The organism is Modestobacter sp. SYSU DS0904, assembly GCF_054051115.1.
In genome coordinates, this window is record NZ_JBJHAQ010000001.1 from 1 (window position 1) to 23,381 (window position 23,381).

The window sequence follows — 23,381 nt, forward strand, 5'->3', positions numbered from 1 at the left end:
GCCAGCAACGACGACCGCACCGCCCTCTTGCCGACCTGGTTGAACCACTACAACCTGAACCGGCCCCACCTCGGCATCGGCGGACGCTCACCCATCGACCGCGTCAACAACGCTGCGGGTCAGTACATCTAGCCCGGTGCTCGTCCCCGCCGCTGCGGACGGGCCCGACGGGCGGAAGCGCGCTGGCGCGCGGCGCGCGGGTCGGCGAGTGTGGGCAGTCCGTGGCCCAGCTCAGCGAAGAGGCGAGGACGCATGACGGTCGACACCGGGCAGGTCGGGAACGGCGACGCGGGGGAGTACCACCCGGGCCGGCCCGAGGGCTACTCCACCGACGGCGCCCTGCGCCTCGAGGAACCAGCGGCGGAGGAGGGGCTGGGCACGGTGCACGAGCCGGCCCGGGACACCCCGGTGTACGCCGAGACCGACGTCCTGGTCGTCGGCGGTGGGCCGGCGGGCTGTGCCGCGGCGATCGCTGCCCGCCGGGCCGGCGCCCGGGTCACCCTGGTCGAGCGCTACAACCACCTCGGTGGGCTGTCCACCGGCGGGCTGGTGATCTGGATCGACCGGATGACCGACTGGACGGGGTTCCCGGTGATCTCCGGGTTCGCCTCCGAGATCCTCGACCGGCTCCCGGCCGATGCGGTCGCCGGCGCGCCGCCCGAGCTGTGGGGCTCGACGGACCCGGACCACGTCGCGCACTGGCAGGAGCGGCTCGGCGCGGCCCGCGAGACCGTGACCTGGTCCCCGATGATCGACCCCGAGTGGCTGAAGACGGTCTCCGCCGAGCTGGTGCACTCCGAGGGCGTCACCCTGGTGCTGCACTCCTGGGTGGTCGGCACCCTCCGGGAGGGCCGCACCGTCACCGGCGTGCTGTTCGAGAGCAAGGAGGGCCGCCGCGCGATCACGGCGAAGGTCGTCATCGACGCCACCGGCGACCTGGACGTCTGCGCCGGCGCGGGCGTGCCGTTCGAGTCCGACGTCGACAGCGAGGACAGCCCCGTCGCGCACTGCCTGAACACCAGCTGGATGTGGGCGGGGGTGGACTTCGGCCGCTGGCTGGAGTTCCGCCGCACCGACCCGCGCGGGCACACGGCCCTGATGGCCGCCGCCCGCGAGGCGCTGGGCTACGTCGAGCGGCCCTTCGTGGGCTGGCGGGACGACGTGGCGGTGTTCCTCGGGCCCCGGCTGTCCGGCTACAGCGGCCTCAAGGTCGCCGACCTCACCGCGGTCGAGCTCGAGTCGCGGCGGCGGATGCTGGCGCACCTGGAGTTCTTCCGCGCGCACGCGCCGGGCTTCGAGCGGGCGTGGCTCATGCTCTCGGCCCCGCAGCTCGGCATCCGGCACACCCGCCGGCTGATCGGCCGGCACAAGATGAGCCGGCCGGAGTGGATGGACGCCGTCGTCCACCCGGACGAGATCGGCGTCTCCCCGTCGCCGTCCCAAAAGTACGCCAACATCTCCGTGCCCTACGGCGCGCTCGTCGCGCGGGACCTGGACAACGTCCTCGCCGCGGGGCGCCACGTCGCGAGCGACCCCGCCACGCAGGCGTTCATGCGGGAGATCCCGCAGTGCTGGATGACCGGGCAGGCCGCCGGGGTCGCCGCCGCGCTGGCGGTGGCGACGGGGACGACGACCGCGGCGGTCGACGTCGGCCTGGTGCAACGCGAGCTGCTCCGTCAGGGGGCGCACCTGCGGCCGGCGCCGGAGCGGGTCCCCGCGGGGTGACGCCGGGCCGGGGCCGGTCGTCGGCCGGCCCCGGCTCAGCCGAAGTAGGCGAAGGTGCGGAACTCGATGCTGTGCCGTGGCACCGCGCCGGGGACGGCGGGGTCCGGGAACGCGGTGTGCGGCGCGGGTCCCGCCGCACCGCGGTCGGTGTCGCCGAGCTTGATCAGCAGCACCTCGTCCCGGGTCATCCCGGGGAAGTACCACCACTGCTGCGCCGGGTCGTGGTGGATCTTCCAGCTGCTGCCCACCGGCCTGAGGTGGTCGACCGGACCGAACGGGTCGGCCGGCAGCTCGTCGACGAAGTAGGTGGTGATCGCCGCGCCGTCGTCCGGGGCGATGGTGCGGGAGTCGCACAGCGCCAGGGGCCAGTCCTGCGGCGGCGGGCTGAACACCCGCCAGGTGCTCGTCACCACCGCCCGCCGGAACCCGGGGCCGTCCGGGAAGTGCCGTGCGTGGGCCCGGGCCACCATGCCGGGGACGTGGTCCGGGGCGTAGTCGACGTGCACCCCGCCGGCCGGCGGCTGCGCGCCGTGCTCGGCCGGGGCGACCGAGCGGCGCAGCTCCCACCCCCGGGAGAGGACCTGGTCGGCGCCCAGCTGCTCCTGCACGAACCGGCAGACCTCGGGGACGTAGACCGACTCCAGCTGGGCCGGGTCGGTGAAGTCGGTGACCGCGCTGCGGTGGCCGAGGACCTGGAAGCCCTGGACGTCGAGGGCGAAGGAGTGCTGGACCGGGCGGCCGTCGCGGATGGTCACCGGGTGCTGCTCGCTGCGCGCGGTGGCGACCCGGTCCGCGGGCGCGATGAACTGCCGGCGGACCGTGGACCGCGGGTCGAGGAAGCTCAGCTCCGTCCGGACGGTGGGCAGCGCGCGCTCGGTCATCGGCGCCGATCCTCCTCCCGGACCCGCCGCCGTGCCACGGTGTGCCGGGCCACCGGTGCCCGGACCCGCCCGCTCACGAGCCGAAGTCCAGGGTCACCGACCGGCTCACCGGGCGGGCCCGGCAGGTGAGCACGGCGCCGGCCGCCACGTCGGCAGCGCTGAGCTGGTGGTTGGTCACCATCTCCACCTCGCCGTCCACGACCCGGGCGCGGCAGATCCCGCACATGCCGCCCAGGCAGGAGAACGGCACGTCGGCCCCCACGGCGCGCGCGGCGTCGAGCAGCCAGGTGGACCGGGGGACGGTCGTGGTGACCGCCGCACCGCCGGACAGCACCCGCACCGTGCTCGTCCCCGCCACCGGCGCCACCGCGGTCGGCGCGACGTCGAACAGCTCGGTGTGCACCCGCCGGTGCGGCACCCCGAGCGAGGCAAGGACCGGACGCAGCGTGCCGACCAGCCCTTCGGGCCCGCACAGCCACACCCCCGTCATCCTCGACAGCGACCCGTCCGCCGCGAGCAGCCGCCGCCAGTCGTCCGCCGACGGGCGGCCGGCGCCCGGCGTCCGGGTCCACACGCGGGCCACGGAGAACCGCCCGGCGTGCTCGGCCAGGAGCTGGTCGACCTCGGCGCCGAACAGCTGGCTCGACGGTTCCCGGTCGACCCGGACCAACCGGATCCGGGCCCGCGGGTCCCGGAGCCGGCTGGCGATGACCGACAGCACCGGGGTGATCCCCGCCCCGGCGGCCACGAAGAGCGCGTCGCCCCCCGGGGCGCCCGCGCCGAAGGAACCGGCGGGTTCGCCGACCTCGACCACGTCCCCGGCCGCCAGCCCGCGCACGAGCCAGGAGGACACCTGCCCGCCCCCGGGGCGCTCGCGCACCCCGATGCGGAGCGGACCCCCCACCGGCGCGCAGATGGAGTACGACCGGCGCAGTTCCGTGCCGTCCACCCGCATCCGTACCGCGACCCACTGGCCGGCCCGGAAGGCGAAGCGGTGCCGGAGGGCAGCCGCCACCTCGAAGGTGACGGCTGCCGCATCCGGGCCCAGTCGCTCCACCCGGGCGACCGGCAGGGGGTGGAAGATCAGGACAGACCCCACAGCTCCCGGTACACCTCGGTGTAGGTGTCCCCACCCCACAGCGACTCGTCGTCGAAGCTGGACTGGTCCACCTCGACCGAGTCGATGTTGGAGGAGTCGAAGGCCCGGCTGGGGCCGGTGGAGCTCTCCAGCGGCTCGGCGCCGGTCAGCATCCGCAGCACCTGGTCGGTGACCGCCCAGCCCGCCCAGCGATCGCTGCCGAGGGCGTCGTAGGCCTGCTGACCCGAGGCGACGCGCTCCAGCGAGGCGATGTCGCCGATGGCGCTGACCACCTTCACGTCGGTGCCGGTGGGCGCGTTCTGCAGCCCCTGCAGGATGTAGCTGACGTTGGCGTCGAACTCCGAGACGATGTAGTCGATGTCCGGGTTCTGCAGCAGCGCGGTGCTGACCTGGCTGCCCAGCTGCGACAGCTGGGAGGCGGTGGTGGTCGTCACCGTCGTGGTGCAGTCCGGGCAGACCTCCTCGAACCGGGGGATGAGCCCCTCGTCGATGTAGGCCCGCTGCTGCGGGCTGTCCACCTGCGCGACGACGAGCACGTCGGCCTCGCCACCGGAGTCGACGGTCACCCAGTCGGCCATGTCGGTGATGATCTGGTCGCCACCGGTGGCGAGGTAGGCCAGCTCCGCGGTCCCGGGAGCGGCCTCCTGCCCGCTGACGAGGATCGAGATGCCGGCCTCCTGGAGCTGCGCGACGCCCTGCGCGGCGAGACCGAGCGGGATCTGCTCGAGCACGACGACGTCGACCTCCTGGGCGAGGGCCTGGTTGATGCAGGCCGCCACGCCGGCCGGGTTGAACTTGCCGTCGCAGGAGCTGGCCTCCATGCCCACCTCGCCGGTGGCCTCCTGCACCGCCGCGAAGACCGACTGGAACGCCGGGATCTGCAGCGAGATGGGGATGTAGAGCAGCTTCTTCCCCGCGACCTGGTCGACCCCTTCGAGCGCCGGCCCGGGGGCGGTGAACGGCTCCGGGACGGCGAGGTTGGCCTCGACCGTCGCGAGGGCCTCGCTGTTGACCTCCGCGGTGGGGGCGCTGGTGCCCGAGCCGTCCGCGGCCGCCGCGGAGTCCGGCTCGTCCGACGACGAGCAGGCGGCCGTCAGAAGCAGCGTCCCGGCGCAGGCGAGAGCGGTGAGGCCTCGGACCACGGCGGTGTGGCGAGGAGGTGTCGACATGGGGATCCCTTTCAGAGGTGGTGCGGGAGGGGAGGGGGAGGGGCGTCAGAACCGGGCCTTGCGCCGCCGCAGCAGCGTCGACACCGTCACGGCGACGACGAGCGAGCCGCCGAAGAACACGTCGCTGATCCAGCCGGTGAGGCCGAGCAGCTGGAGCCCGACGATCCCGGTGGCCAGGAAGAACACCGCGATCCAGGTGCCGAGCGGGTTGAACCGGCCGGGGAAGAGGATCGCCGTGCCGAGGAAGGTGGCGGCCAGCGCCGGGAGCAGCTGGATGCCGGAGCTGGTCGGGTCGAAGCCGCCGATGTTGGCGGCCAGCAGCACCCCGGCGAGCCCGGCGATCGTGCCGGAGAAGGTGAATGCCCCGAACCGCATGCGGTTGACCCGGATCCCGGCCAGCCGGGCGACCTCGCGGTTGGCGCCGACGAACGCCATGTGCCGGCCCAGCGGGGTGACGTGCAGGACGTAGGCGAAGGCCAGCGTGAGGGCCACGCCGTACCAGAAGAACAGCGGCATCCCCAGGAACCGGTCGGTGACGATCTCACCGAAGGACACCGGCAGCCCGGTCACCGTGCTCATCCCGGAGATCCACAGCGCGACGCCCTGCAGGGCGGTCGCCACGCCGAGCGTGGTGATGATCGGATCCACGCCCAGGACGACGACGATGACGCCGTTGAGCGCGCCGGCCAGGGCTCCCAGGAGCAGGGCGAAGGCCACCGCGGCGGGCAGGCTCCAGCCCTGCTGGGCGTACATGACGGTGACCGTCACGCCGGTCATGCCCATCACGCCGGCCACGGAGAAGTCGAACTCGCCCACGCAGAACGGGGCCAGCACGGCCATGCAGAGGAACACCAGCTGGCCGTTCGCGCCGAAGATGATGTTGAACGTGCCCTCGCGCAGGAACAGGTCCGGGTTGACCAGCGCGAAGACCGCGGCCATGGCGGCCCACAGCAGCACCACCGCCCAGCGGCGGAGGAGATCACCGCCGGACATCCGGCGACCGGTACGCGCCGGAGAGCCGGCGGGGGCCGGCGCACCAGCGCTCGAGCCGGGGCCGGCGGTGTCCACGGCGTCGGGGCGGTCGGTGCCGGAACGGTCGGCTGCGGAGACGGACGTGCTCATGCGGACTGCCCTTCGGTGATGGTCTCGGTCTGGAAGACGGCGTCGAGGACCTGGTCGGCGGTCAGCGGTGCCCGCAGCTCGCCGCGCACCGTCCCGCCGTCCAGGACGAGGACGCGGTCGCAGACGGTGGTGAGGTCCTCGTTGTCGATGGAGGAGACGAGGACGGCCGCACCCGCGGCGGCGGCCTCGCGGATGCTGCGGAGGATGTCCCGCCGGGCGCCGACGTCGACGGCCTGGGTCGGCTCGTGGAGCACCAGCACCCGGGGGCCGGCGACCAGCCACTTGCCGAGCAGCAGCTTCTGCTGGTTGCCCCCGCTCAGTGCGGCCACAGGGAGGTCGCCCCGCGGGGGCGTGATGCCGAGCTGCCCGACCACCCAGGCGAACTCGTCGCGCTGCCAGTCGGAGGTCACCCGCCACGGACCGCTGCGGGCCCGCACCCGGGGCAGGGACAGGTTGTCCTGCGCGCTCATCGTCACCGCGAGGCCCTGCCGCGCCCGGTCCTGGGGGACCAGCGCGAGCCCGGCGTCGAGCAGCGCCCGGGGGCCGGCGTCGGCCAGGTCGATCTGCTCGTCACCCACCCGGACGCCGCCCCGGCCGGAGCTGACCCCGGCCAGCACGTAGGGCAGCTCGTCGTGCCCGGCCCCGGTCGTCCCGGTCACGCCGACCACCTCGCCCGCGCGGACGGTCAGGTCCAGCCCGTGCAGGGTCGGCGACGTCACGCCCCGCAGCTCCAGCACCGCGGCACCGGGCCGGGTGGGCACGGCGTCGTGCAGCGCCCGGGTGTCGGCATCGGCGCCGAGCATCAGCCGGGTGATCTCCCGGCGGCTGGTCTGCGCGGTCGGGATGCCGGCCGCCGCCACCCGCCCGTCCTTGAGCACGGTGACCCGGTCGGTGAGGGCGATGACCTCGTCGAGCTGGTGGCTGACCAGGAGGATCGCGGACCCGGCCGCCGCGAGCTCGCGCACCGTCGCGTAGAAGCCGGTCAGCACCTCGCGGGGGAGGGACTGGGTGGCCTCGTCGAAGACCAGCACGCCGCCGTCGCCGCTGTTCTGCAGGGCACGGGCGATGGCGACCAGTGCCCGGTCCGCGGGCGGCAGCGCGGAGACCAGCGTGTGCGGGTCGATGTCGGAGCGCAGCCGGGACAGCGATGCGGCGACGGCCCGCGCCTCCAGGTCGCGGCGCACCCGCCGGCTGAACCGACCGCGCCGGTAGCGGCCGACCCGGACGTTGTCCAGCACGGTCTGGCTGTCGACCAGACCCAGGTCCTGGTGCACGAAGGCGACGCCCAGGGCGTCCAGCTGCGCCACGCTGAGCGGCAGGGGGTGCCGCTCCCCGCGGCTGACGACGGAGCCGGTGTCGGCCCGGTGCAGCCCGGACAGCACCTTGATCAGCGTGGACTTGCCCGAGCCGTTCTGGCCGACCAGGCCGTGCACCTCACCGGGGTGCAGCGCGAGGCTGACGTCGTCGAGCACGCGGGCCGGGCCGAAGCTCTTGGACACCGAGGCCATGGCCAGCGTCGGCTCGGCCGCCGGCGCGGCGGGAGCGGTGCTGCGGTGGACGGGTGCGGACGGCATCGTGTGCACCTGCGACCTCCATTCGGTAGGGGCGGTGGTCCCGGCGATGTGACCCGGGCTACACCGGGGCTCAGCATGGGGACCGGGGGGCGGCGTCCGGAAACGCCGTTCGGATATGGCCGGCCATCAGCGCGGCGGATGACCGGCCGGGCCGCGGGCAGCCCGCAGGGAGCCGGCAGCCGCCTCGGTGGGGCGGCTGCCGGCTCGCGCGGTGCTGCTGGGCTGCGCCGGGTCGGCGCAGCCCAGGGTTCAGGCAGGTCGGCTCAGGCCGGCGGGTTCAGGCGAGGCAGGTGAGGGGCCGGCCGCCGTTGAAGGCGACCATGTCCTGCAGCGCGGCCATCACGTCCAGCGGCCGGCCGCGTTCCCCGGGAGCGCCGGAGAGGTCGGCATAGGCGCGGTGCAGGTTGCCCACGATGCGCTCGGGGTCGCTGAGCTCGGCGAACCGGCCGAGGTCGGTGGCCCGGGCCAGCTCCAGCGGCGTGACGCCCGCCGCCAGCCCCTCCCGGGCCAGGCTCGCCACGAAGTGCAGGTAGGCCAGCACGTCGTCGATCACCTCCGGCCCGGTGACCGGGCCGTGGCCGGGCACGATCGTGCGCGCCCCCAGTGGCCGGACGAAGCGCTCCAGGACGTCGATCGCCCCCAGGACCGAGCCGGAGAGCAGGAACGGCGTGCCGCCGTTGAACAGCAGGTCGCCGGCGAAGAGCACCGAGCGGTCCGGGATCCACACCACGACGTCGTTGGTGGTGTGCGCCGGCCCGCCGCTGTGCACGACCTGGCACTCCAGGTCGTCCGACCACAGGGTGACCCGGTCGCGGAAGGTCAGGAACGGCGGCGCCAGCGAGAGGTCGCCGTAGTCGACGGGCGACCAGATCGGGCCGTTGCCCACCTGGCCGAGCGCCAGCACCTCCCGGCGGGCGTCCTCGTGGGCGACGATCGTGGCCCCGGTGAACAGCGAGTTGCCCGCGGTGTGGTCGGGATGGCTGTGCGTGTTGACCAGCGTCCGCACCGGCGCCGGGCTGCGCTGCGCGATCGCCCCGAGCAGGTCGCGGGTGCGCCGCTCGGTGGAGGCGGCGTCGATCACGCTCACCCCGTCGCGGCCGACGAGGAAGCCGGCGTTGTTGATCATCCAGCTGCCGTCCGGCTGGACGAAGGCGAAGACGCCGTCGGCGACCTCCTCGGCGCGGCCGGGCCCGAGGGCCAGCCGGTCGATCGCGTGGTGGGCGCTCATGCCGTCCGCCAGGGCGCGATCGGGTGGCGGGCGGCCCCGGGCACGATGCGGTTGCGGGTGCCGCCCAGGCCCTCGACGGACGTCGTGACGACGTCGCCGGGGCGCAGCGGTGGCAGGTGGTCGCGGCCGTGCCGTCCCCACAGCTCGGCGAGGCAGCCGTTCTGGCAGGTGCCGGACCCCAGCAGATCGCCCGGGCGGACGACGGCGCCCCGGGAGGCGTAGGCGACCAGGGACTCGAACGTCCACGCCATGTTGGCCAGGGTGTCCCCGCCGATGAGCTCGTCGTTGACCCGGACCTCCATCCGCAGGTCGTAGGACGGCCCCGACCGGTGCGGCGCCAGCTCGTCCGGGGTGACGAAGAACTGCCCGAGGGTGGTGCTGCCGTCCTTGCCCTTGGCCGGGCCCAGCCGCATGCGCATCTCGTGGAACTGCAGGTCACGGGCGGAAAAGTCGTTGACGACGACGAACCCGGCGATGTGCGCGGCCGCGTCCTCGACGGCGATGTCCCGGCCAGCCGCGCCGATCACCGCGCCCACCTCGAGCTCGAAGTCGAACAGCTCGCAGCCCGGCGGCACCGGCACGTCGGCATGGGGGCCGGCGATCGCGTAGGGGTTGGAGAAGTAGAAGGTGGGGATCTCGAAGAACTCCGGGGCCACCCCGCCCTCGGCGTTGCCGTTGCGGGAGATGCCGTTGGCGTGCTCGTAGAACGTGGAGAAGTCGCGGAAGGTCGGCGGTGCGAGCGGCGCGAGCAGCTCCGCCCCCGCCAGCCCGACGACGTCCGCCCGGGACCGCAGGGCGGTGTCGGCGGCCTCGGCCAGGCGGCCCGCGGTGCCGATCAGCTCCGGCAGCTCCACCCCCGGGATCAGGCCGACGAGCTCCTCGCCGTCGACGACGGCCAGCCGGGGCCGGCCGCCGCTCGCGTGCTTCGCGATCCTCATCGTGCTGCCTCCGCGGTCTCGGGAAGGGCCACCGGGGCGTCGAGCCCGAGCAGCCGGGCGGCGTTGCCACCGCGCACGGCCTCGGTGGTGGCGGCGTCCAGCCCGGCCGCCTCGAGCCGGTCGACGGGGTCCTCGACCCCCATGTCGAAGGGGTGGTCGCTGCCCAGCGTGACCTGGGTCGGGCCCATCACCGCTACGAGGTGGCGCAGCTGCTCGGCGTCGTAGACCAGGGAGTCGACCCAGGTGCGGCGCAGCAGCTCGCTCGGCGGCACCGAGGTGGTCCGGGCATCGCCGCGGACCCGCCAGGCGTGGTCGGCCCGGACGGCGTAGCTGCCCAGGTAGCCGCCGCCGTGCGCGGACCAGATCCGTAGCCGCGGGTGGCGCTCCAGCAGCCCGGAGAAGACGATCCGGGAGAGCGCCAGCGCGGTCTCCGTGGGGTTGCCCACCGTGTTGAACAGGTAGTAGGCGTCCAGCCGCTCGCCGAGCGTGCACCCCCAGGGGTGGACGAGCACCGCCGTGCCCAGCTCCTCGGCGGCGGCCCAGAACTCCGCCAGCGAGGGGTGGTCCAGCTCGCGGCCGGGGCCGGCGGAGGTGGAGATCTGCACCCCGCGCAGCCCCAGGTCCTGCGCGCCGGTGCGCAGCTGCTCGACCGCCAGGTCCGGTTCGTGCAGCGACACCGTGCCGATCGGCAGCAGCCGGTCGGGGGCCTGGTCGCAGTACGCCCGGACCCCCTGGTTCGTCGTCGCGACGAACCGGTCGGCCAGCTCGCGGTCGGCCCAGTGCGCCGGTGCCGGCATGGGGCTGACGACCTGCAGGTCGACCCGGGCGGCGTCCATCGCGGCCAGCCGCAGGTCCAGACCGGTCAGCCGCGGCATCAGCTGGGCGAGCTGGCCGATGTTGTACTGCAGCGACGCCGGTCCCAGCGTGGCGGCGTCGGTGCGCCGCTGGTCGGCCAGGCCGGGCTGCCCGTCGAGCAGGGCGTCGACCTGGGGGAGGGCGACGTGCGCGTGCACGTCGATCGTGGGTGGGGATGTCGTCACTGACTCTCCTCGGACGTGCCGGGCGACGGTGCCCGGCGGGGCTGGTGGCTGGTGGGTCAGGCGGGCTGGGCGGTCACGGCCTGCACCCGCCCCATGAGCCCGGGCACGTCGCCCCGGACGCCCTCGCGCTGCCACCGCGCCAACGTCACAGACCCCTCGACCACGGTCTGCACGCGGGCCAGCCGGCGCTCGTGGAACCGGGCCCACAGGTCCGCGTCGACCACCGGCGCCGCCAGCAGCAGCTCGGTGAGCACCAGGGCGTCCTCCAGGGCCATCGCCGCGCCCTGCGCGAACGTCGGCGGGCAGGTGTGCGCGGCGTCCCCGATGAACACCACCCGGCCGCGGTTCCACGGCGCGGGCAGCAGGTGCTCCTCGAACAGCGTGTAGTGGATGGCGTCGGGGTCCTCGACCGACTCGCGGATCTCCTGCCACGGGCCGGCGTAGTGCGAGGCCAACTCGCGGACGATCGCCACCTTCTCCTCCGGGGTGACCGAGGAGCGGTCCTGGGCGTCCTCGACCAGGAAGGCGTAGAGCATGTCCTTCGACGTGGGGGTGTAGCCGGCGATGTAGCAGTGGCCGCCGTAGTACAGCTCGCCGGTCGGCACGTCGGCGGGCCGCGGGGCGAACACCCGCCAGATGCCCATGCCCAGCGGGCGCGTCTCGAGCTCGACGCCGAGCAGCGCGCGGGTGGGGGAGCGCACGCCGTCCGCGGCGACCACCAGGTCGTACCGGGAGGCGCTGCCGTCGCTGAGGACGACGTCCACGCCGTGCTCGTCCTGCTCGAGCCCCGCCACCGTGGTGGCGAAGCGGAAGGCGACGCCCGCCTCCACCGCCCGGTCGGCGAGCAGCGCTGCCAGCGTCGGCCGGTACATGCCGATCGCGTTCGGCAGGCGGTCGGCGTCCGAACCTCCCGGTGCGTCCCCGCCCATCGTCGCCAGCACGGTCGCCTGCGGGTCGGGGGCCCGCAGCCGCAGCTGCGTCGAGTCGGCGCCCTCGACCAGGCACTGGTCGAGGATGCCGATCTCGCGCAGCACCCGCAGGGCGTTCGACTGCAGGGTGATGCCCGAGCCCAGCGCGGACACCTCCGGCTTCACCTCGACCAGCTCGACCGTGACGCCGGCGTCGGCCAGCAGGGTGGCTGCCGCGAGGCCGGCCGCGCCGCCGCCGATGACCAGGACCTTCTGCACTGCACTCATGTCCGTCGCTCCGCGCTCAGACCGGCGGCGCGACGAAGACGCCGCGGTCGGGGTCGTTGAAGCTCTCCTTGCCGACCAGTTCGTCGAACGGGTTGGCGGTGCCCCACTGGTCCTGCACCTCGAGGTCGGTGACGTCGTAGAGGCTGGGGTGCCAGCTGTCCTCATCGAGCTGCTCGAGCTCGGTCGTGTACTCCATCGTGTTGCCGTGCGGGTCGATGAAGTAGCTGAACGTGTTGTCGCCGGCCAGGTGCCGCCCGGGGCCCCAGATCATCCGCGTGCCGGCGCGCAGCAGCCGGCCGGTGCCGCGCATGTACTCGTCCAGGCCGCGCATCTCGAAGGAGATGTGGTGCAGCGAGGCGTGCGGCGCCTTCGCCACGGCGAAGCTGTGGTGCTGCGGGTTGCACCGCATGAAGGTCATCAGGTCGCCGACGAACGGGTGGGTGAGCTTGTCGGAGGTGGCGAAGCCGAGGTGCTGGGCGTAGAACGCCTCGGTGCGCGCGGTGTCGGGGGAGTTGACCACGACGTGCGAGAGGCGGACCGGGATCGCCTCGCGCTCCTCGATCCGGCGGTGCCGGCGGTTCTCCACCTCGGCCGAGATCTCCACGGTGCGGCCGTCGCAGTCGAAGAACCGGAAGCCGTAGCCGCCGCCGAGGGTCTGCAGGGTGTCGGGCTCGCTGACCAGCTGCACGCCGGCCGATCCCAGCTGCGCGGCCATCGTGTCGACGTCCTCACGGGAGGCCGCGCCGTAGGCCATCAGGTCCAGCCGCTTGCCGGCGTCCTTGCGGAGCCGGACGACGTACTGCTCGGGTGAGCCCTCGGCGGCCAGGTACACCAGGTCGCCGTCCTCGGCGACCGGGGTGAGGCCCCACAGCTCGGTGTAGAACTGCCGCTGCTTCGCGTAGTCGGGCACGGCGATGTCGACGTGCCGCAGGTGGGTGATGAGCCGGTCGGACATGGCTGCCCTCTCTCGGTGCGGTCGGTGGGTGATCAGGCCTCGTCGACGCAGCGGTTGGACTGCGCGCCGAGGCCGGTGATGGTGGAGTCCATGACGTCGCCGGCCCGCAGCAGCCGGCCGTGGGCCAGGCCGTTGCCCGCGGGGCTGCCGGTCAGCACGAGGTCGCCGGGCAGCAGGGTCGCCACCTCGGAGCAGTAGGAGACGAGCCGGGCGACGTCGACGACCATGTCCTTCGTCGACTCGTCCTGCATGACGTCGCCGTTCAGGCGCAGCGTCAGGCGCAGGTCGCCGGGGTCGGGCAGCGCCTCGCGGGGCACCAGCACCGGCCCGGTCGGCAGGAACGTCGGGGCGTTCTTGGCGGCCAGCCAGTCGGCGCCGAGGGCGGTGGAGTCCGCGCGGAAGACCCGCTCGCGCAGGGTGAGGTCGTTGACGACCGTCCAGCCGGCGACGACGTCGAGCGCCTCCGCGACGGGCACCCGGCGGGCCCGGCGGCCGATGACCACGGCCAGCTCCAGCTCCCAGTCGGGCTGCTCGCCGCCCCGCGGGAGCACCACGTCGTCGTAGGCGCCGCAGACCGCGCTGGGCAGCCCCTGGAAGACGAACGGCGGGAGCGCCAGCCGCTCGTCCATGTGCGCCGCGGCATCCGCGCGCACCTGCTCCGGGGTGCGGCCGTCCGCGCCGTCGTGGTGGGCGACGACCAGGTCCAGGACGTGGGTGCGGTAGTTCGCCCCGGCCTGGAAGACCTGGCGCGGGACCACCGGGCTGAGCACCGTGTGGCCGTCCAGCGGGGCCCAGCCCCCGGTGCTGCCGGCGAGCTCGCGCAGCACCGGCAGCACGCCGTCCCACCGGTCCAGCAGCTGCGTCGTGCCGGCGGGACGGCCGAGCTCCGCACGGTCGGACAGGTCCAGGACGCGGTCCCGGGCGACCAGCGCGGGGAACTCCCGGCCGGCCCCGTCCCGCAGCCGGGCGACTGCCCACGGCCCCGCGTGGTCGATCTCCGAGACGCCGGCTTCGCTGTGCATCTGACTGGGCCCCTCACGTGTGTCCGACGGTGGACGCCCGGCCGGACGAGAGCGTCCGGAGGGCCGGCCCAGCATCTGGGACGGGGGTCACACAGCGGAAACGCCGCTTGGATATGGGCGGTCATCCGCGCCGCGGATGACGCGCCCGATCCCGTCGGTCCGACCCGCCCGGACGGGGGACTCGGGCGGCGGCCTCGATCACCGGCATCCGCTGGCCGCTCTACGCTCCCGGACCACCGGTCACCGACGATCGCCAGAGGAGAGCGCATGGAGCTGCCCAGCCTGGACGTGAACCTGGTGATCGTCCTGCACGCGCTGCTCGAGGAGCGGAACGTGACCCGGGCCGGCGAGCGGGTGGGCCTGAGCCAGCCGGGTACCAGCGCCGCGCTCGCCCGACTCCGCCGGCACTTCGACGACCCGCTGCTGGAGCGGACCGGGTCGACCTACGAGCTCACGCCGCTGGCCCACGCCCTGCGGAGCCAGGTCACCGACACCATCCAGCGGCTGGAGCTGCTGCTCAACGCGCGGCCGGACTTCGACCCGGCGACGTCCGAGCGGCAGTGGGTCCTGCAGTGCTCCGACTCGGTGCAGACGCTGCTGGGACCGGGCATCGTCCGGGAGGTCATGTCCGAGGCGCCGCACGTGCGCCTGGACTTCCAGCCGCTCGACCCCCGGTTCGCCGTCGACCCGCTGACGTCGGCCCGCGACATCGACGTGATGATCGCGCCCCGGGGGCTGTTCACCGCGCCGACGCTGAGCTCCGTCGAGCTGTACCGGGACCACTGGACCTGCGTCACCTCGGCGGGCAACACCACGGTGGGGGACAGCCTCAGCCCGGAGGAGATCGGCGCCGCGCGCTGGGTCGTCTCCTTCCGCGATCCTCCGATGAACTCGCCGGTGGACGCCGCCCTGGCCGCGCTGGGCATCGACCGGCGGAGCGCGGTCAAGGTGCAGAACCTGACGCTGCTGCACCGGCTGGTGGCGGGCACCGACCTGCTGGTCCTGGCCCACGAGCTGATCGCCGGTGACCTCGGGTCACAGGGCCTGCGGCGCGTCGAGCTCCCCGTCGCGCTGCCACCGGTGATCGAGACGGCGTGGTCGCACCCCAGCCGGCAGCTGGACCCTGGGCACCACTGGCTGCTGGGCGTGCTCCAGCGCGTGGCGGCCGGCATCACGCCTCCGGGCTGACCGCGGGCGCGGGCGACTCGCCGCTACGGCTGGGCGTCGGGGCTGTCGGCGGTGCGCGCGTGCCGGCCGGCGACGTCGGTCATGTCCCGCAGGAAGCGGCCCACGAGCGCCAGCTCCTCGTCGGTGTAGCCGGCCATCGCCGCGGCCAGGTCGCGCTGCAGCCCGCCGAAGTGCTCGGCGCCCGCGGCCATGGCCGACTCCGACATCTCCAGGACGACCCGGCGACCGTCGTCCGGGTCGCGGACCCGGCGGAGGTGGCCCGCCCGCTCGAGCCGGTCCAGAAGCGCGGTGGTCGAGGCCGAGGCGAGCTCCACCGCCTCGCCCAGCCGCCCCGCGGTGATCGGCTGCCCGCTGCGCGCCGCGTCCATGACCGCGACGAGCGCACGGACGTCGGTCCGGTTCAGCCCGTGCGCCCGGGAGAAGCGCCCGCCGACTGCATCCAGTTCGACGTTCAGCCGGCGGAGGAGGAGCGAGATGTCCACCTGCAGACGGGCCGTCTCCTCGGACACGGGTCACCTCCGTTCGCCTGGGGACGACGATCGTCGTACCGTGTGATCTCTCGAAGATCGAGAGACATCAACCCTCGAGGAACATGATGCCCCGGCGCCGCACCACCGTCCTCCGCTGGCTGCTCCCCGCGGTGATCACCCTGCTCTGGCTGGGCCTCGCCGGTCCGCTCGGCTCGTTCAGCGGCAAGCTCGGTGAGGTGTCGGAGAACGACTCCGCCGCCTTCCTGCCCGACAGCGCGGAGTCCACCCGCGTCACCGAGCTGCAGGAGGGGTTCCGGACCGAGCGCACCCTCCCGGTGATCCTGCTGTGGGAGAGCGAGGACGGCGCCCTCGACGACGGGACCCTCGCCGAGGTGGCCGAGCGGGTCGAGGACGCGGTGGCGGTCGCCGAGGAGGCGGACGCCCTGGCCGGCGAGCCCTCCCCGCCGATCCCCGCCGAGGACGGCGCTGCGGTCCAGGCGGTCCTCCCGTTCGACCCCGACCTGGGCGACACGCTCGGCGAGGTCGTCACCGAGCTGCGCGACCTGCCCGGGGTGGAGGGCACCACCGCCTACGTCACCGGCCCGGGAGCCATCTTCTCCGACTTCGCCGAGGGGTTCTCCGGCATCGACGGGCTGCTGCTCGTCGCGGCGTTCGGCGTCGTCCTGCTCATCCTGCTGGTGGTCTACCGGAGCCCGCTGCTCCCGCTGCTGGTCATCGGCACCGCGGGCATGGCGCTGGTGGTCTCGCTCGCGGTCGCCTACTTCCTCGCCGACCAGGGCTGGATCGACGTCAACGGGCAGAGCCAGGGCATCGCCTCCATCCTCGTGGTCGGTGCGGCCACCGACTACGGGCTGCTGCTGGTGGCCCGCTACCGCGAGGAGCTGCGGCTGGAGCAGTCCCGCTCCACCGCGATGCAGGTGGCGCTGAAGCAGTCGTGGGAGCCGATCGTGGCCAGCGGCGGCACGGTGATCCTCGGCGTCCTCTGCCTGCTGTTCTCCGACCTGGGCTCCAACCGCGGCCTCGGGCCGATCTCCGCGGTGAGCATCGCCTTCGCCATGCTCGCGGCCCTCACCTTCCTGCCGGCCGTCCTCGTCCTGTTCGGACGGGCGGCGTTCTGGCCGTTCCGGCCGCGGTTCGGCGACGAGCAGCGCGAGGGTCGCGGCTGGGAGCGGGTGGCCACCGCGGTCGGGCGCCGCCCGGCCCGCGCGCTGGTCTGGACCATGGTGGGGCTGTTCGCCCTCGCGGCCTTCCTGCCCACCTTCGACGACGAGGGCATCCCGTTGTCCGAGGCGGTGCGCGGTGGCTCACCGTCCGCGGCCGGGCAGGAGGCCCTGGCCCGGCACTACGACGCCGGCGCGCCCAGCCCCGCGATCATCATCACCCCGGCCGAGGGCTGGGAGGACGTCGCGGACGCCGCCGCCGCGGTGGACGGTGTGGTCGACGTCGCCCCCTTCACCGGCGAGTCCGGGCCGCCCGGAGCAGGGGGTGGCGAGCCCGTGCAGGTCGACGGGCTCGTTCGACTCGATGCCACCCTCGGCGACGCGCCCGACAGCGCCGCCGCGCAGGCCACCGTCGCGGAGCTGCGGACGACGCTGCGGGACGTCGAACCCGACACCCTCGTCGGCGGCTCGACCGCGCAGGACCTGGACACCCAGGAGACCGCCGCCCGCGACCTCGTGGTGATCGTGCCGCTGGTGCTCCTGGTGATCACCGTCGTCCTGGCGCTGCTGCTGCGGGCGGTCGTCGCACCGCTGCTGCTGGTCGCGTCCGTCGCGCTGAGCACCGCCGCGACCGTCGGCCTGGCCGCGCTGGTGTTCGAGCACCTGTTCGACTTCCCGGGCAGCGATCCGCAGGTGCTGCTGATCGGGTTCGTCTTCCTGGTGGCGCTGGGGATCGACTACAGCATCTTCCTGATGACCCGGGCCCGGGAGGAGTCGCTGCGGCCCGGGACGCGGGCGGGCATGACCCGGGCCCTGACCGTCACCGGCGGGGTGATCACCAGTGCCGGTCTCGTGCTGGCCGCCACCTTCGGGGCGCTCACCGTGCTGCCGCTGGTCATCCTGATCCAGCTCGGGTTCCTGGTGGGGGTCGGCGTGCTGATCGACACGTTCGTCGTCCGCTCGCTGCTCGTCCCGGCCGCGGTCCACCTGCTCGGCGACCGGGTCTGGTGGCCGAGCAGGCTGGCGCAGGGGTCGACCGCGCCGGAGCAGGAGCCGGAGCGCGGGCCGGAGCCGGAGCTCAGCCGCACCTGAACCGGCCGGGCGGGCGGGCGTTCAGGAGGCGTCCCGCCGCAGCAGTGACCAACCGCCGGCCAGCAACGCCGCGCCGGACCAGCCGACCAGCAGCGCCGTGGCCTGGGCTGCGGTCATGTCCGGCTCGCCGAGCAGGGTCCAGACGGCGCCCGAACCCGGCAGCAGCTCACCGAGGTCGGCCATCCACTCGACGCCGAAGCCGGGCAGCAGGGCCGGCAGCACCAGCTGGAGCAGGAAGACCGTGGCCAGCGCGCCCGCGGTGCTGCGCAGCAGCAGCCCGACGCCGACGGCCAGCGCGCTGCCGGCCGCCAGCACCGCTGCGACCCGGCCGAGGCTGCCGGCCAACTCGGCGGCCGACAGGGTGAGCTCGGGCGCGATGAGCCAGGCGGCCACGTCGGCGAGCAGGGCGAGGAGCACCCCGGCCACCGTGGCGAGGACGACCGGCACGGAGACCCGTGCGGCCAGCAGCACCCCGCGGCGCGGCGTCCACTGCAGGGTCGGGCCGATCGAACCGCTGGCGTACTCCTGCGTGACGGCGAGCAGCGCGAGCACCAGCAACGCGAACTGGCCGAGCAGCACCCCGAACTCACCGGCGAACGTCGCCGGCAGGCCGGCCAACTGGTCGGCCGGTCCGGTCGCCTCCTCGAAGGCCGCGGTGGCGCCGATGCCCACGACGGTCAGCGTGGCGGCGAGCAGGCACCACCAGGTCGTCCGCACCGTCCGCAGGCGCAGCCACTCGGCGGCGGCGGCGCGCGCGAAGACGGTCGCCGTCCCCGGGTCGGTCGTCGCCGCGTCGCTGCGGGCGGTGGCCGCTGCCGCGCTCATGGCTGCACCAGCCCGGCCGGCTCGGGCGTACCGGCGACCCGGTACTGGACGCTGTCGCCGGTGAGGTCGAGGTAGACCTGCTCGAGCGAGGAGTGCTCCTCGGCCAGCCGGTGCACCGCGACCCCCTGTTCGAGCGCGACGTCGCCCACGGTCTCGGCCGTCGCGCCCTCGACCAGCAGGTCGCCGTCGTCGGTGGGGTGCACCTGCAGCCGGCGGCGCCGCAGGGCGCCGGCCAGGACGTCGGGGGAGGGGGTCCGCACCCGGACCTGCCGTTGCGCGTCCTCCCGGCGCATCACCTCCTGCATCGAGGCGTCGGCGATCAGCCGGCCGCGGCCGATGATCACCAGGTGGTCGGCGGTCTGCTCCATCTCGCTCATCAGGTGGCTGGACAGCAGGACGGTCCGTCCCTCGTCGGCCAGTCCGCGCACCAGCCGGCGGACCCACCGGACGCCGTCGAGGTCGAGGCCGTTCATCGGCTCGTCGAACAGCAGGACGGCGGGGTCGCCGATCAGTGCGGTGGCGATGCCGAGCCGCTGGCGCATGCCCAGGGAGTAGCCGCGGACCCGCCGCCGGGCCGCGGGGCCGAGCCCCACCTGGTCGACGACCTCGTCCACCCGGCGCAGCGGTATGCCGTGCGTGCGGGCGGCGACCCGCAGGTGGTCGCGACCGCTCCGCCCGGGGTGCACCGCGCCCGCGTCGAGGAGCGCACCGGCCGCCCGGAGTGGCTCGGCCAGCGCCGCGAACGGCCGCCCGGCCACCAGCGAGGAGCCGGCGGTGGGCCGGTCGAGGCCGAGGATCATGCGCATCGTCGTCGACTTGCCCGCCCCGTTCGGGCCGAGGAAGCCGGTGACCTTGCCCGGCTGGACGTCGAAGGTCAGGTCGTCGACGGCCCGCACCGCGCCGTACTGCTTGGTCAGTCCGCGCACCTGGATCATGCGCTCGGCCCGTCGGTGGCGTGACGGCGTCGCCGCCACGGGAGGGGTGCAGTCATGACACGGAGCCTGTCGGGCCAGCCGGCCTGGGCGGATCACCCCGCGGTGCCGACCGGGGTCCCCCGCGTGGGGGAGGGGAGCGGGGCGCCCGAGGGGGAGTCGCCGGGCCCGGCGGTGGGCCAGGATCGAGCCGTGCCTCCGACGACGTTCCCGCGCTCCGCGGACGGGGTCGCCGCCCGGCTGCTGGACCTGCTGGCCGCCGCCCGCCCGGGATGGCCGGGCCGGGCCCTCTACGCGCTGGCGAGCCTGCCCCTGGGTGCGCTGTTCCTGGCGCTGTACCTCGGGCTGATCGGTTCGGTGGTGGCCCTGGTCTACGGCGTCGGCGTGCTGCTGATCCTGCTGGTGCTGGCGGTGACCCGGGGACTGGCCGGCATGGAGCGCCGGCTGGCCCGCGCCCTGCTCGGTGTCGACATCCCCGATGGTGAGCGTGTCCGCGACCAGCAGGGCGTCGTCGGCAAGCTCCGCCGGCTGGTCCTCGCTGCCGACACCTGGCGTGCCCTGGGCTGGCTGGGGGCACGCCTGCTCTTCTGCGTCGCCACGACCGCCACCCTGCTGCTCGGCGCCGCCCTCTTCGTCGGGCTCGGCTGGGACATCGGGTGGAACCCGTTCAACGCGCTCCCGCTGCTGGCGCTCATGCTCCTCGACGTCGTCCTCACCCTGGTCGGGGTCGACCTGCTGGTGCGGCTGTCCGCGTCCGTGGCACCCCGGCTGCTCGGCACCGCGCCCGAGCAGCGGATCGCCGCGCTGCAGCAGCGCACCCGCCGGCTGGCCGACCGGAACAAGCTGGCCCGCGACCTGCACGACACCATCGGCCATGCCCTGACCGCCAGCCTGCTGCAGGCCACCGCCGCCCGCCGGACGCTCACCCCCGCGGACGGGCGGCCGCTGCAGCCGGACTTCGCCCGGCAGGCGCTCGGGCACATCGAGACCAACACCCGCACCGCGCTGGCGGAGCTCGACCGGGTGCTCACCGTGCTCCGGGCGGAAGACGGTGGCCGGGACCCCGTCCCGTACGCCGCCCCGTCGCTCGACGACCTCGAGGACCTGCTCGCTGGTCTCCGCGACGGCGGCCTGCCCGTCGCCCTGGTGGTGGACGGCGACGTCGACGACGTGCCCGCCGAACTCCAGGAGCTGGCCTACCGGGTGGTCCAGGAGGGCACGACGAACGTGCTGCGGCACGCGGGCACGCCGTTGACGGTCGCCCAGGTGCTCCGCGACGAGGGCACCCTCGTCGTCCGGGTCTGCAACGAGGGGGCCGCCCAGCTCGACGGCCGCCCGGGCCCCGGCGGTGGCCGTGGGCTGGCGGGCCTCCGGGAGCGGGCGGTCGCCGCGGGCGGGACGCTCCGCAGCGAGCACACGCCCTCGGGCGGGTTCGACCTGTGCGTCACCCTGCCGCTGTCGGGCGCCGCGTGACCGCCGTGCGGCTGCTGCTCGTGGACGACGACGTGCTCGTCCGCTCCGGGCTGCGGGTCATCCTGGAGAGCGAGCCGGACCTGACCGTGGTGGGTGACGCCGGCACCGGACGGGAGGCGCTGGCCCTCGCGGCCGACACCGATCCCGACGTCGTCCTCATGGACGTGCGGATGCCCGACATGGACGGCATCGCGGCGACCGCGGAACTGGTCGCCCGGAACGCGCGGCGTCCCCGCGTGCTGGTCCTGACCACCTTCGAGGACGACGACTACCTGTTCCGCTCGCTGCAGGCCGGGGCGAGCGGCTTCGCGCTGAAGAGATCGGACCCGGAGGAGCTCGTCCACGCCATCCGGGTCGTCGCAGGCGGGACCTCGCTGGTGCTGCCGGACCTGACCCGGCGGCTCATCGCCTCGCACGCGCCGTCCCACCCCCGGGGTCCGGCCGCCCTGCCGGAGCTGACCGGCCGCGAGGCCGACGTGCTGCGGCTGGTGGCCGGCGGGCTGTCCAACGGCGAGATCGCCGCCGAGCTGTTCCTCAGCCGCGAGACGGTGAAGACCCACGTCAGCAGCGTCCTGCTCAAGATCGGTGCGCGGGACCGCACCCAGGCCGTCATCGCCGCCTACGAGAGCGGCTTCATGACCCGCTGAGTGCAGGTCCTGGTCACGCAGGCCTGCGGACGGCCCGCCAGGTGACCGACGGCACCCTGTGCGCCGAGCTCTTCGCCGAGCCGCGCCCCGGCCATCGTTGCATCGTGCGCCCGATGTGGCAGGGTCGAGGGTGCCGCTGTCCGTTCGGGAGGTGGTGCTGGACGGTCGGGTGCCCGCGCGGGCGCCGGGCGAGGGGAGCCATGAGCGGGGAAGTCATCCGGGACGTCGACGCCGAACGCGACGGGACCGCATCGCCACCACCCGCAGCGGAACCCGCCCCGGGGAGCGAGGTGCCGGTACCCGCGGTCCCGGTCCCCGGGACCGTCACCCCGGTGACGCCGGAGGCACCGTCTGCGCTCGGCGCGATGGCGATCCTGCGGATCGGCGGCTTCCTGATCCTCTACCTCAACGCGGCCGCGGTCTTCCTGGGCGTGATGGCGCAGGCGATCGCCCGCAGCTGGCTGGCCTTCGAGCTGACCGGGTCCAACGCGGCCCTGGGCGGGGTGCTGCTGGCCTTCGGGGTGGCGCTGCTGGTGGCCACCCCGTGGGGTGGGGTGGCCGCCGACCGGCTGCCCAAACGGCTGGTGCTGCAGGTCTCGGTGCTGCTGCTGGCCACGTCGAGCGCCTGGATCGGGCTGGCCGTCGTCTTCGACGTCATCGCCTACTGGATGCTGCTGGGCGCGGGCGTGCTCCAGGCGGTGGGCTTCGCACTGTTCAACCCCGCCCGGATGGCGTTCCTGAGCGAGCTGGTGCCCCGCGGGTCGGTGCCGCAGGCGGTCTCGCTGCTCCTGGTCAACGCCGAGGTGAACCGGGTGGTCGGGCCGGCCCTGGCCGGCGTGGTCATCGGTGCGGTCGCCTGGGGCATCGAGGCGATCTTCCTGTTCAGCGCGGTCCTGGCGACCGTCGGAGTGGTCCTCACCATCGCCCTCCCCGCCGGGCGTCGGCAGGGGGAGGCGTCCGGCCGGTCCCCGCTCGGGGAGCTCGCCGACGGGGTGCGCTACGTCCGCCGGCACCCCGAGCTGAGCGCCCTGGTGTGGTGCGGCATCGGCGTGGCCATGATGGGCCTGCCGTACCTGGCGTTCATGCCGACCATCTCCAGCGACCTGTTCGGCCTGGGCTCGGTCGGCTACGGCGTGTTGTCGGCGACGTCCGCGGTCGGCGGGGTCGCGGCGGGGCTGCTGCTGGGCCGGCGCTCCTCGTGGGTGCGGCAGACCCGGGTCCTCGTCGGCTCCGGCGCCGTCTTCGGCCTCGCCCTCTGCGCACTGGCGATCGCGCCCAACGCCTACGTCGCGGTCGTCGTGCTCCTCGCCGTCGGTGCGTCGATGCTCGCCTTCCAGACCACCAACCAGTCGCAGCTCATCGCCCTGTCGGACATGGAGTTCCACGGGCGGGTGCAGGGGCTGATCATGCTCAGCTTCAGTGCCTTCGGCATCGCCGCACTCCCGCTGGGCCTGCTCGCCGACCTCATCGGGCTGCGCTGGACGCTCATCGGGATGGGTGCCGGCGTGCTCGCCTTCGTGGCCCTCTACGCGGTCGTCAGCCGGCGCAGCATGGCCGTGGCGAACCGGTTGCGCGACCTGGGCTGAGCAGCCCCGGCCGCGCCGCCGCTCGCCGGGCCGCCGGT

General features: G+C 74.3%; 20 protein-coding genes. 6 read left to right on the plus strand and 14 right to left on the minus strand.

All coding sequences use genetic code 11. The features are described from left to right. Positions 1-252 precede the first annotated feature (252 nt). Entirely contained in the window at positions 253-1,725 is a 1,473-nt protein-coding gene (locus ACI79U_RS00005; RefSeq protein WP_457065427.1) for an FAD-dependent oxidoreductase, read from the plus strand. A 35-nt stretch (positions 1,726-1,760) separates the two neighbouring features. Here ACI79U_RS00005 and ACI79U_RS00010 read toward each other — a convergent pair whose 3' ends face one another. The 11 genes from ACI79U_RS00010 to ACI79U_RS00060 all read right to left on the minus strand — a co-directional run bounded on the left by ACI79U_RS00010 (position 1,761) and on the right by ACI79U_RS00060 (position 13,949). Beyond that, on the minus strand, positions 1,761-2,606 hold the full coding sequence (locus ACI79U_RS00010) for a CmcJ/NvfI family oxidoreductase (RefSeq protein WP_457065425.1): 846 nt from the start codon (positions 2,604-2,606) through the stop codon (positions 1,761-1,763). Positions 2,607-2,679: 73 nt separating this feature from the next. Further along, positions 2,680-3,705, minus strand: a complete 1,026-nt coding sequence (locus ACI79U_RS00015; protein ID WP_457065423.1) for a 2Fe-2S iron-sulfur cluster-binding protein — start codon at positions 3,703-3,705, stop codon at positions 2,680-2,682. Next, a complete protein-coding gene (locus tag ACI79U_RS00020) occupies positions 3,690-4,874 on the minus strand; it encodes a sugar ABC transporter substrate-binding protein (protein ID WP_457065421.1) in 1,185 nt (394 codons plus the stop codon). Before ACI79U_RS00020 ends, ACI79U_RS00015 begins: the two co-directional genes overlap by 16 nt. Positions 4,875-4,919: 45 nt before the next feature. Next, positions 4,920-5,996, minus strand: coding sequence for an ABC transporter permease (locus tag ACI79U_RS00025; RefSeq protein WP_457065419.1), 1,077 nt, complete (start codon positions 5,994-5,996; stop codon positions 4,920-4,922). Next, positions 5,993-7,570, minus strand: coding sequence for a sugar ABC transporter ATP-binding protein (locus ACI79U_RS00030; protein WP_457065417.1), 1,578 nt, complete (start codon positions 7,568-7,570; stop codon positions 5,993-5,995). Before ACI79U_RS00030 ends, ACI79U_RS00025 begins: the two co-directional genes overlap by 4 nt. Before the next feature lie 277 nt (positions 7,571-7,847). Further along, the gene (locus tag ACI79U_RS00035; RefSeq protein ID WP_457065415.1) at positions 7,848-8,798 is read right to left on the minus strand and encodes an MBL fold metallo-hydrolase; all 951 of its coding nucleotides are present in this window, start codon (positions 8,796-8,798) and stop codon (positions 7,848-7,850) included. Continuing rightward, the gene (locus ACI79U_RS00040) at positions 8,795-9,736 is read right to left on the minus strand and encodes a fumarylacetoacetate hydrolase family protein (RefSeq protein ID WP_457065413.1); all 942 of its coding nucleotides are present in this window, start codon (positions 9,734-9,736) and stop codon (positions 8,795-8,797) included. The genes ACI79U_RS00035 and ACI79U_RS00040 overlap by 4 nt, the downstream gene beginning before the upstream one ends. After that, on the minus strand, positions 9,733-10,776 hold the full coding sequence (locus ACI79U_RS00045) for an amidohydrolase family protein (protein ID WP_457065411.1): 1,044 nt from the start codon (positions 10,774-10,776) through the stop codon (positions 9,733-9,735). Before ACI79U_RS00045 ends, ACI79U_RS00040 begins: the two co-directional genes overlap by 4 nt. Before the next feature lie 56 nt (positions 10,777-10,832). Beyond that, complete coding sequence (locus ACI79U_RS00050) at positions 10,833-11,972, minus strand: FAD-dependent monooxygenase (RefSeq protein WP_457065409.1); 1,140 nt, start codon at positions 11,970-11,972, stop codon at positions 10,833-10,835. Between the two features lie 16 nt (positions 11,973-11,988). Next, positions 11,989-12,927, minus strand: a complete 939-nt coding sequence (locus tag ACI79U_RS00055) for a VOC family protein (RefSeq protein ID WP_457065407.1) — start codon at positions 12,925-12,927, stop codon at positions 11,989-11,991. Positions 12,928-12,959: 32 nt separating this feature from the next. After that, positions 12,960-13,949 (minus strand): fumarylacetoacetate hydrolase family protein, encoded by a 990-nt coding sequence (locus tag ACI79U_RS00060; RefSeq protein ID WP_457065405.1) that lies wholly within the window; start codon positions 13,947-13,949, stop codon positions 12,960-12,962. Positions 13,950-14,216: 267 nt separating this feature from the next. Here ACI79U_RS00060 and ACI79U_RS00065 point away from each other — a divergent pair, with 267 nt between their 5' ends. Beyond that, positions 14,217-15,137, plus strand: coding sequence for a LysR family transcriptional regulator (locus ACI79U_RS00065; protein ID WP_457065403.1), 921 nt, complete (start codon positions 14,217-14,219; stop codon positions 15,135-15,137). Positions 15,138-15,160: 23 nt separating this feature from the next. Here the strand turns inward: ACI79U_RS00065 and ACI79U_RS00070 are convergent, their stop codons facing one another. After that, positions 15,161-15,646: a MarR family winged helix-turn-helix transcriptional regulator gene (locus ACI79U_RS00070; RefSeq protein ID WP_457065401.1), complete on the minus strand. Its 486-nt coding sequence runs from the start codon at positions 15,644-15,646 to the stop codon at positions 15,161-15,163. An 83-nt stretch (positions 15,647-15,729) separates the two neighbouring features. Between ACI79U_RS00070 and ACI79U_RS00075 the strand changes: the two genes are divergently transcribed. After that, positions 15,730-17,880, plus strand: a complete 2,151-nt coding sequence (locus ACI79U_RS00075) for an MMPL family transporter (protein WP_457065399.1) — start codon at positions 15,730-15,732, stop codon at positions 17,878-17,880. Positions 17,881-17,901: 21 nt separating this feature from the next. On the opposite strand, the gene ACI79U_RS00080 is transcribed toward ACI79U_RS00075, so the two are convergent. Beyond that, positions 17,902-18,705, minus strand: coding sequence for a hypothetical protein (locus ACI79U_RS00080; RefSeq protein ID WP_457065397.1), 804 nt, complete (start codon positions 18,703-18,705; stop codon positions 17,902-17,904). Next, a complete protein-coding gene (locus ACI79U_RS00085; RefSeq protein ID WP_457065395.1) occupies positions 18,702-19,640 on the minus strand; it encodes an ABC transporter ATP-binding protein in 939 nt (312 codons plus the stop codon). Before ACI79U_RS00085 ends, ACI79U_RS00080 begins: the two co-directional genes overlap by 4 nt. 189 nt (positions 19,641-19,829) lie before the next feature. On the opposite strand from ACI79U_RS00085, the gene ACI79U_RS00090 reads away from it, so the two are divergent. From ACI79U_RS00090 to ACI79U_RS00100, 3 genes are all read left to right on the plus strand, one after another. Next, positions 19,830-21,110 carry a sensor domain-containing protein gene (locus tag ACI79U_RS00090; RefSeq protein ID WP_457065393.1) on the plus strand — a complete coding sequence of 427 codons (1,281 nt, stop codon included), beginning with the start codon at positions 19,830-19,832 and terminating at the stop codon, positions 21,108-21,110. Beyond that, positions 21,107-21,757: a response regulator gene (locus tag ACI79U_RS00095; RefSeq protein ID WP_457065391.1), complete on the plus strand. Its 651-nt coding sequence runs from the start codon at positions 21,107-21,109 to the stop codon at positions 21,755-21,757. The genes ACI79U_RS00090 and ACI79U_RS00095 overlap by 4 nt, the downstream gene beginning before the upstream one ends. A 332-nt stretch (positions 21,758-22,089) precedes the next feature. After that, positions 22,090-23,343 carry an MFS transporter gene (locus ACI79U_RS00100; RefSeq protein WP_457065388.1) on the plus strand — a complete coding sequence of 418 codons (1,254 nt, stop codon included), beginning with the start codon at positions 22,090-22,092 and terminating at the stop codon, positions 23,341-23,343. The last annotated feature ends 38 nt before the right edge of the window (positions 23,344-23,381 follow it).

What these genes read in the sequence shown, in the direction of transcription:
- ACI79U_RS00005 (WP_457065427.1), top strand. Translation starts at nt 253, where the DNA reads ATGACGGTCGACACCGGGCAGGTCGGGAACGGCGACGCGGGGGAGTAC.
- ACI79U_RS00010 (WP_457065425.1), bottom strand. Translation starts at nt 2,606, where the DNA reads ATGACCGAGCGCGCGCTGCCCACCGTCCGGACGGAGCTGAGCTTCCTC.
- ACI79U_RS00020 (WP_457065421.1), bottom strand. Translation starts at nt 4,874, where the DNA reads ATGTCGACACCTCCTCGCCACACCGCCGTGGTCCGAGGCCTCACCGCT.
- ACI79U_RS00025 (WP_457065419.1), bottom strand. Translation starts at nt 5,996, where the DNA reads ATGAGCACGTCCGTCTCCGCAGCCGACCGTTCCGGCACCGACCGCCCC.
- ACI79U_RS00030 (WP_457065417.1), bottom strand. Translation starts at nt 7,570, where the DNA reads ATGCCGTCCGCACCCGTCCACCGCAGCACCGCTCCCGCCGCGCCGGCG.
- ACI79U_RS00035 (WP_457065415.1), bottom strand. Translation starts at nt 8,798, where the DNA reads ATGAGCGCCCACCACGCGATCGACCGGCTGGCCCTCGGGCCCGGCCGC.
- ACI79U_RS00040 (WP_457065413.1), bottom strand. Translation starts at nt 9,736, where the DNA reads ATGAGGATCGCGAAGCACGCGAGCGGCGGCCGGCCCCGGCTGGCCGTC.
- ACI79U_RS00050 (WP_457065409.1), bottom strand. Translation starts at nt 11,972, where the DNA reads ATGAGTGCAGTGCAGAAGGTCCTGGTCATCGGCGGCGGCGCGGCCGGC.
- ACI79U_RS00055 (WP_457065407.1), bottom strand. Translation starts at nt 12,927, where the DNA reads ATGTCCGACCGGCTCATCACCCACCTGCGGCACGTCGACATCGCCGTG.
- ACI79U_RS00060 (WP_457065405.1), bottom strand. Translation starts at nt 13,949, where the DNA reads ATGCACAGCGAAGCCGGCGTCTCGGAGATCGACCACGCGGGGCCGTGG.
- ACI79U_RS00065 (WP_457065403.1), top strand. Translation starts at nt 14,217, where the DNA reads ATGGAGCTGCCCAGCCTGGACGTGAACCTGGTGATCGTCCTGCACGCG.
- ACI79U_RS00075 (WP_457065399.1), top strand. Translation starts at nt 15,730, where the DNA reads ATGATGCCCCGGCGCCGCACCACCGTCCTCCGCTGGCTGCTCCCCGCG.
- ACI79U_RS00080 (WP_457065397.1), bottom strand. Translation starts at nt 18,705, where the DNA reads ATGAGCGCGGCAGCGGCCACCGCCCGCAGCGACGCGGCGACGACCGAC.
- ACI79U_RS00085 (WP_457065395.1), bottom strand. Translation starts at nt 19,640, where the DNA reads ATGATCCAGGTGCGCGGACTGACCAAGCAGTACGGCGCGGTGCGGGCC.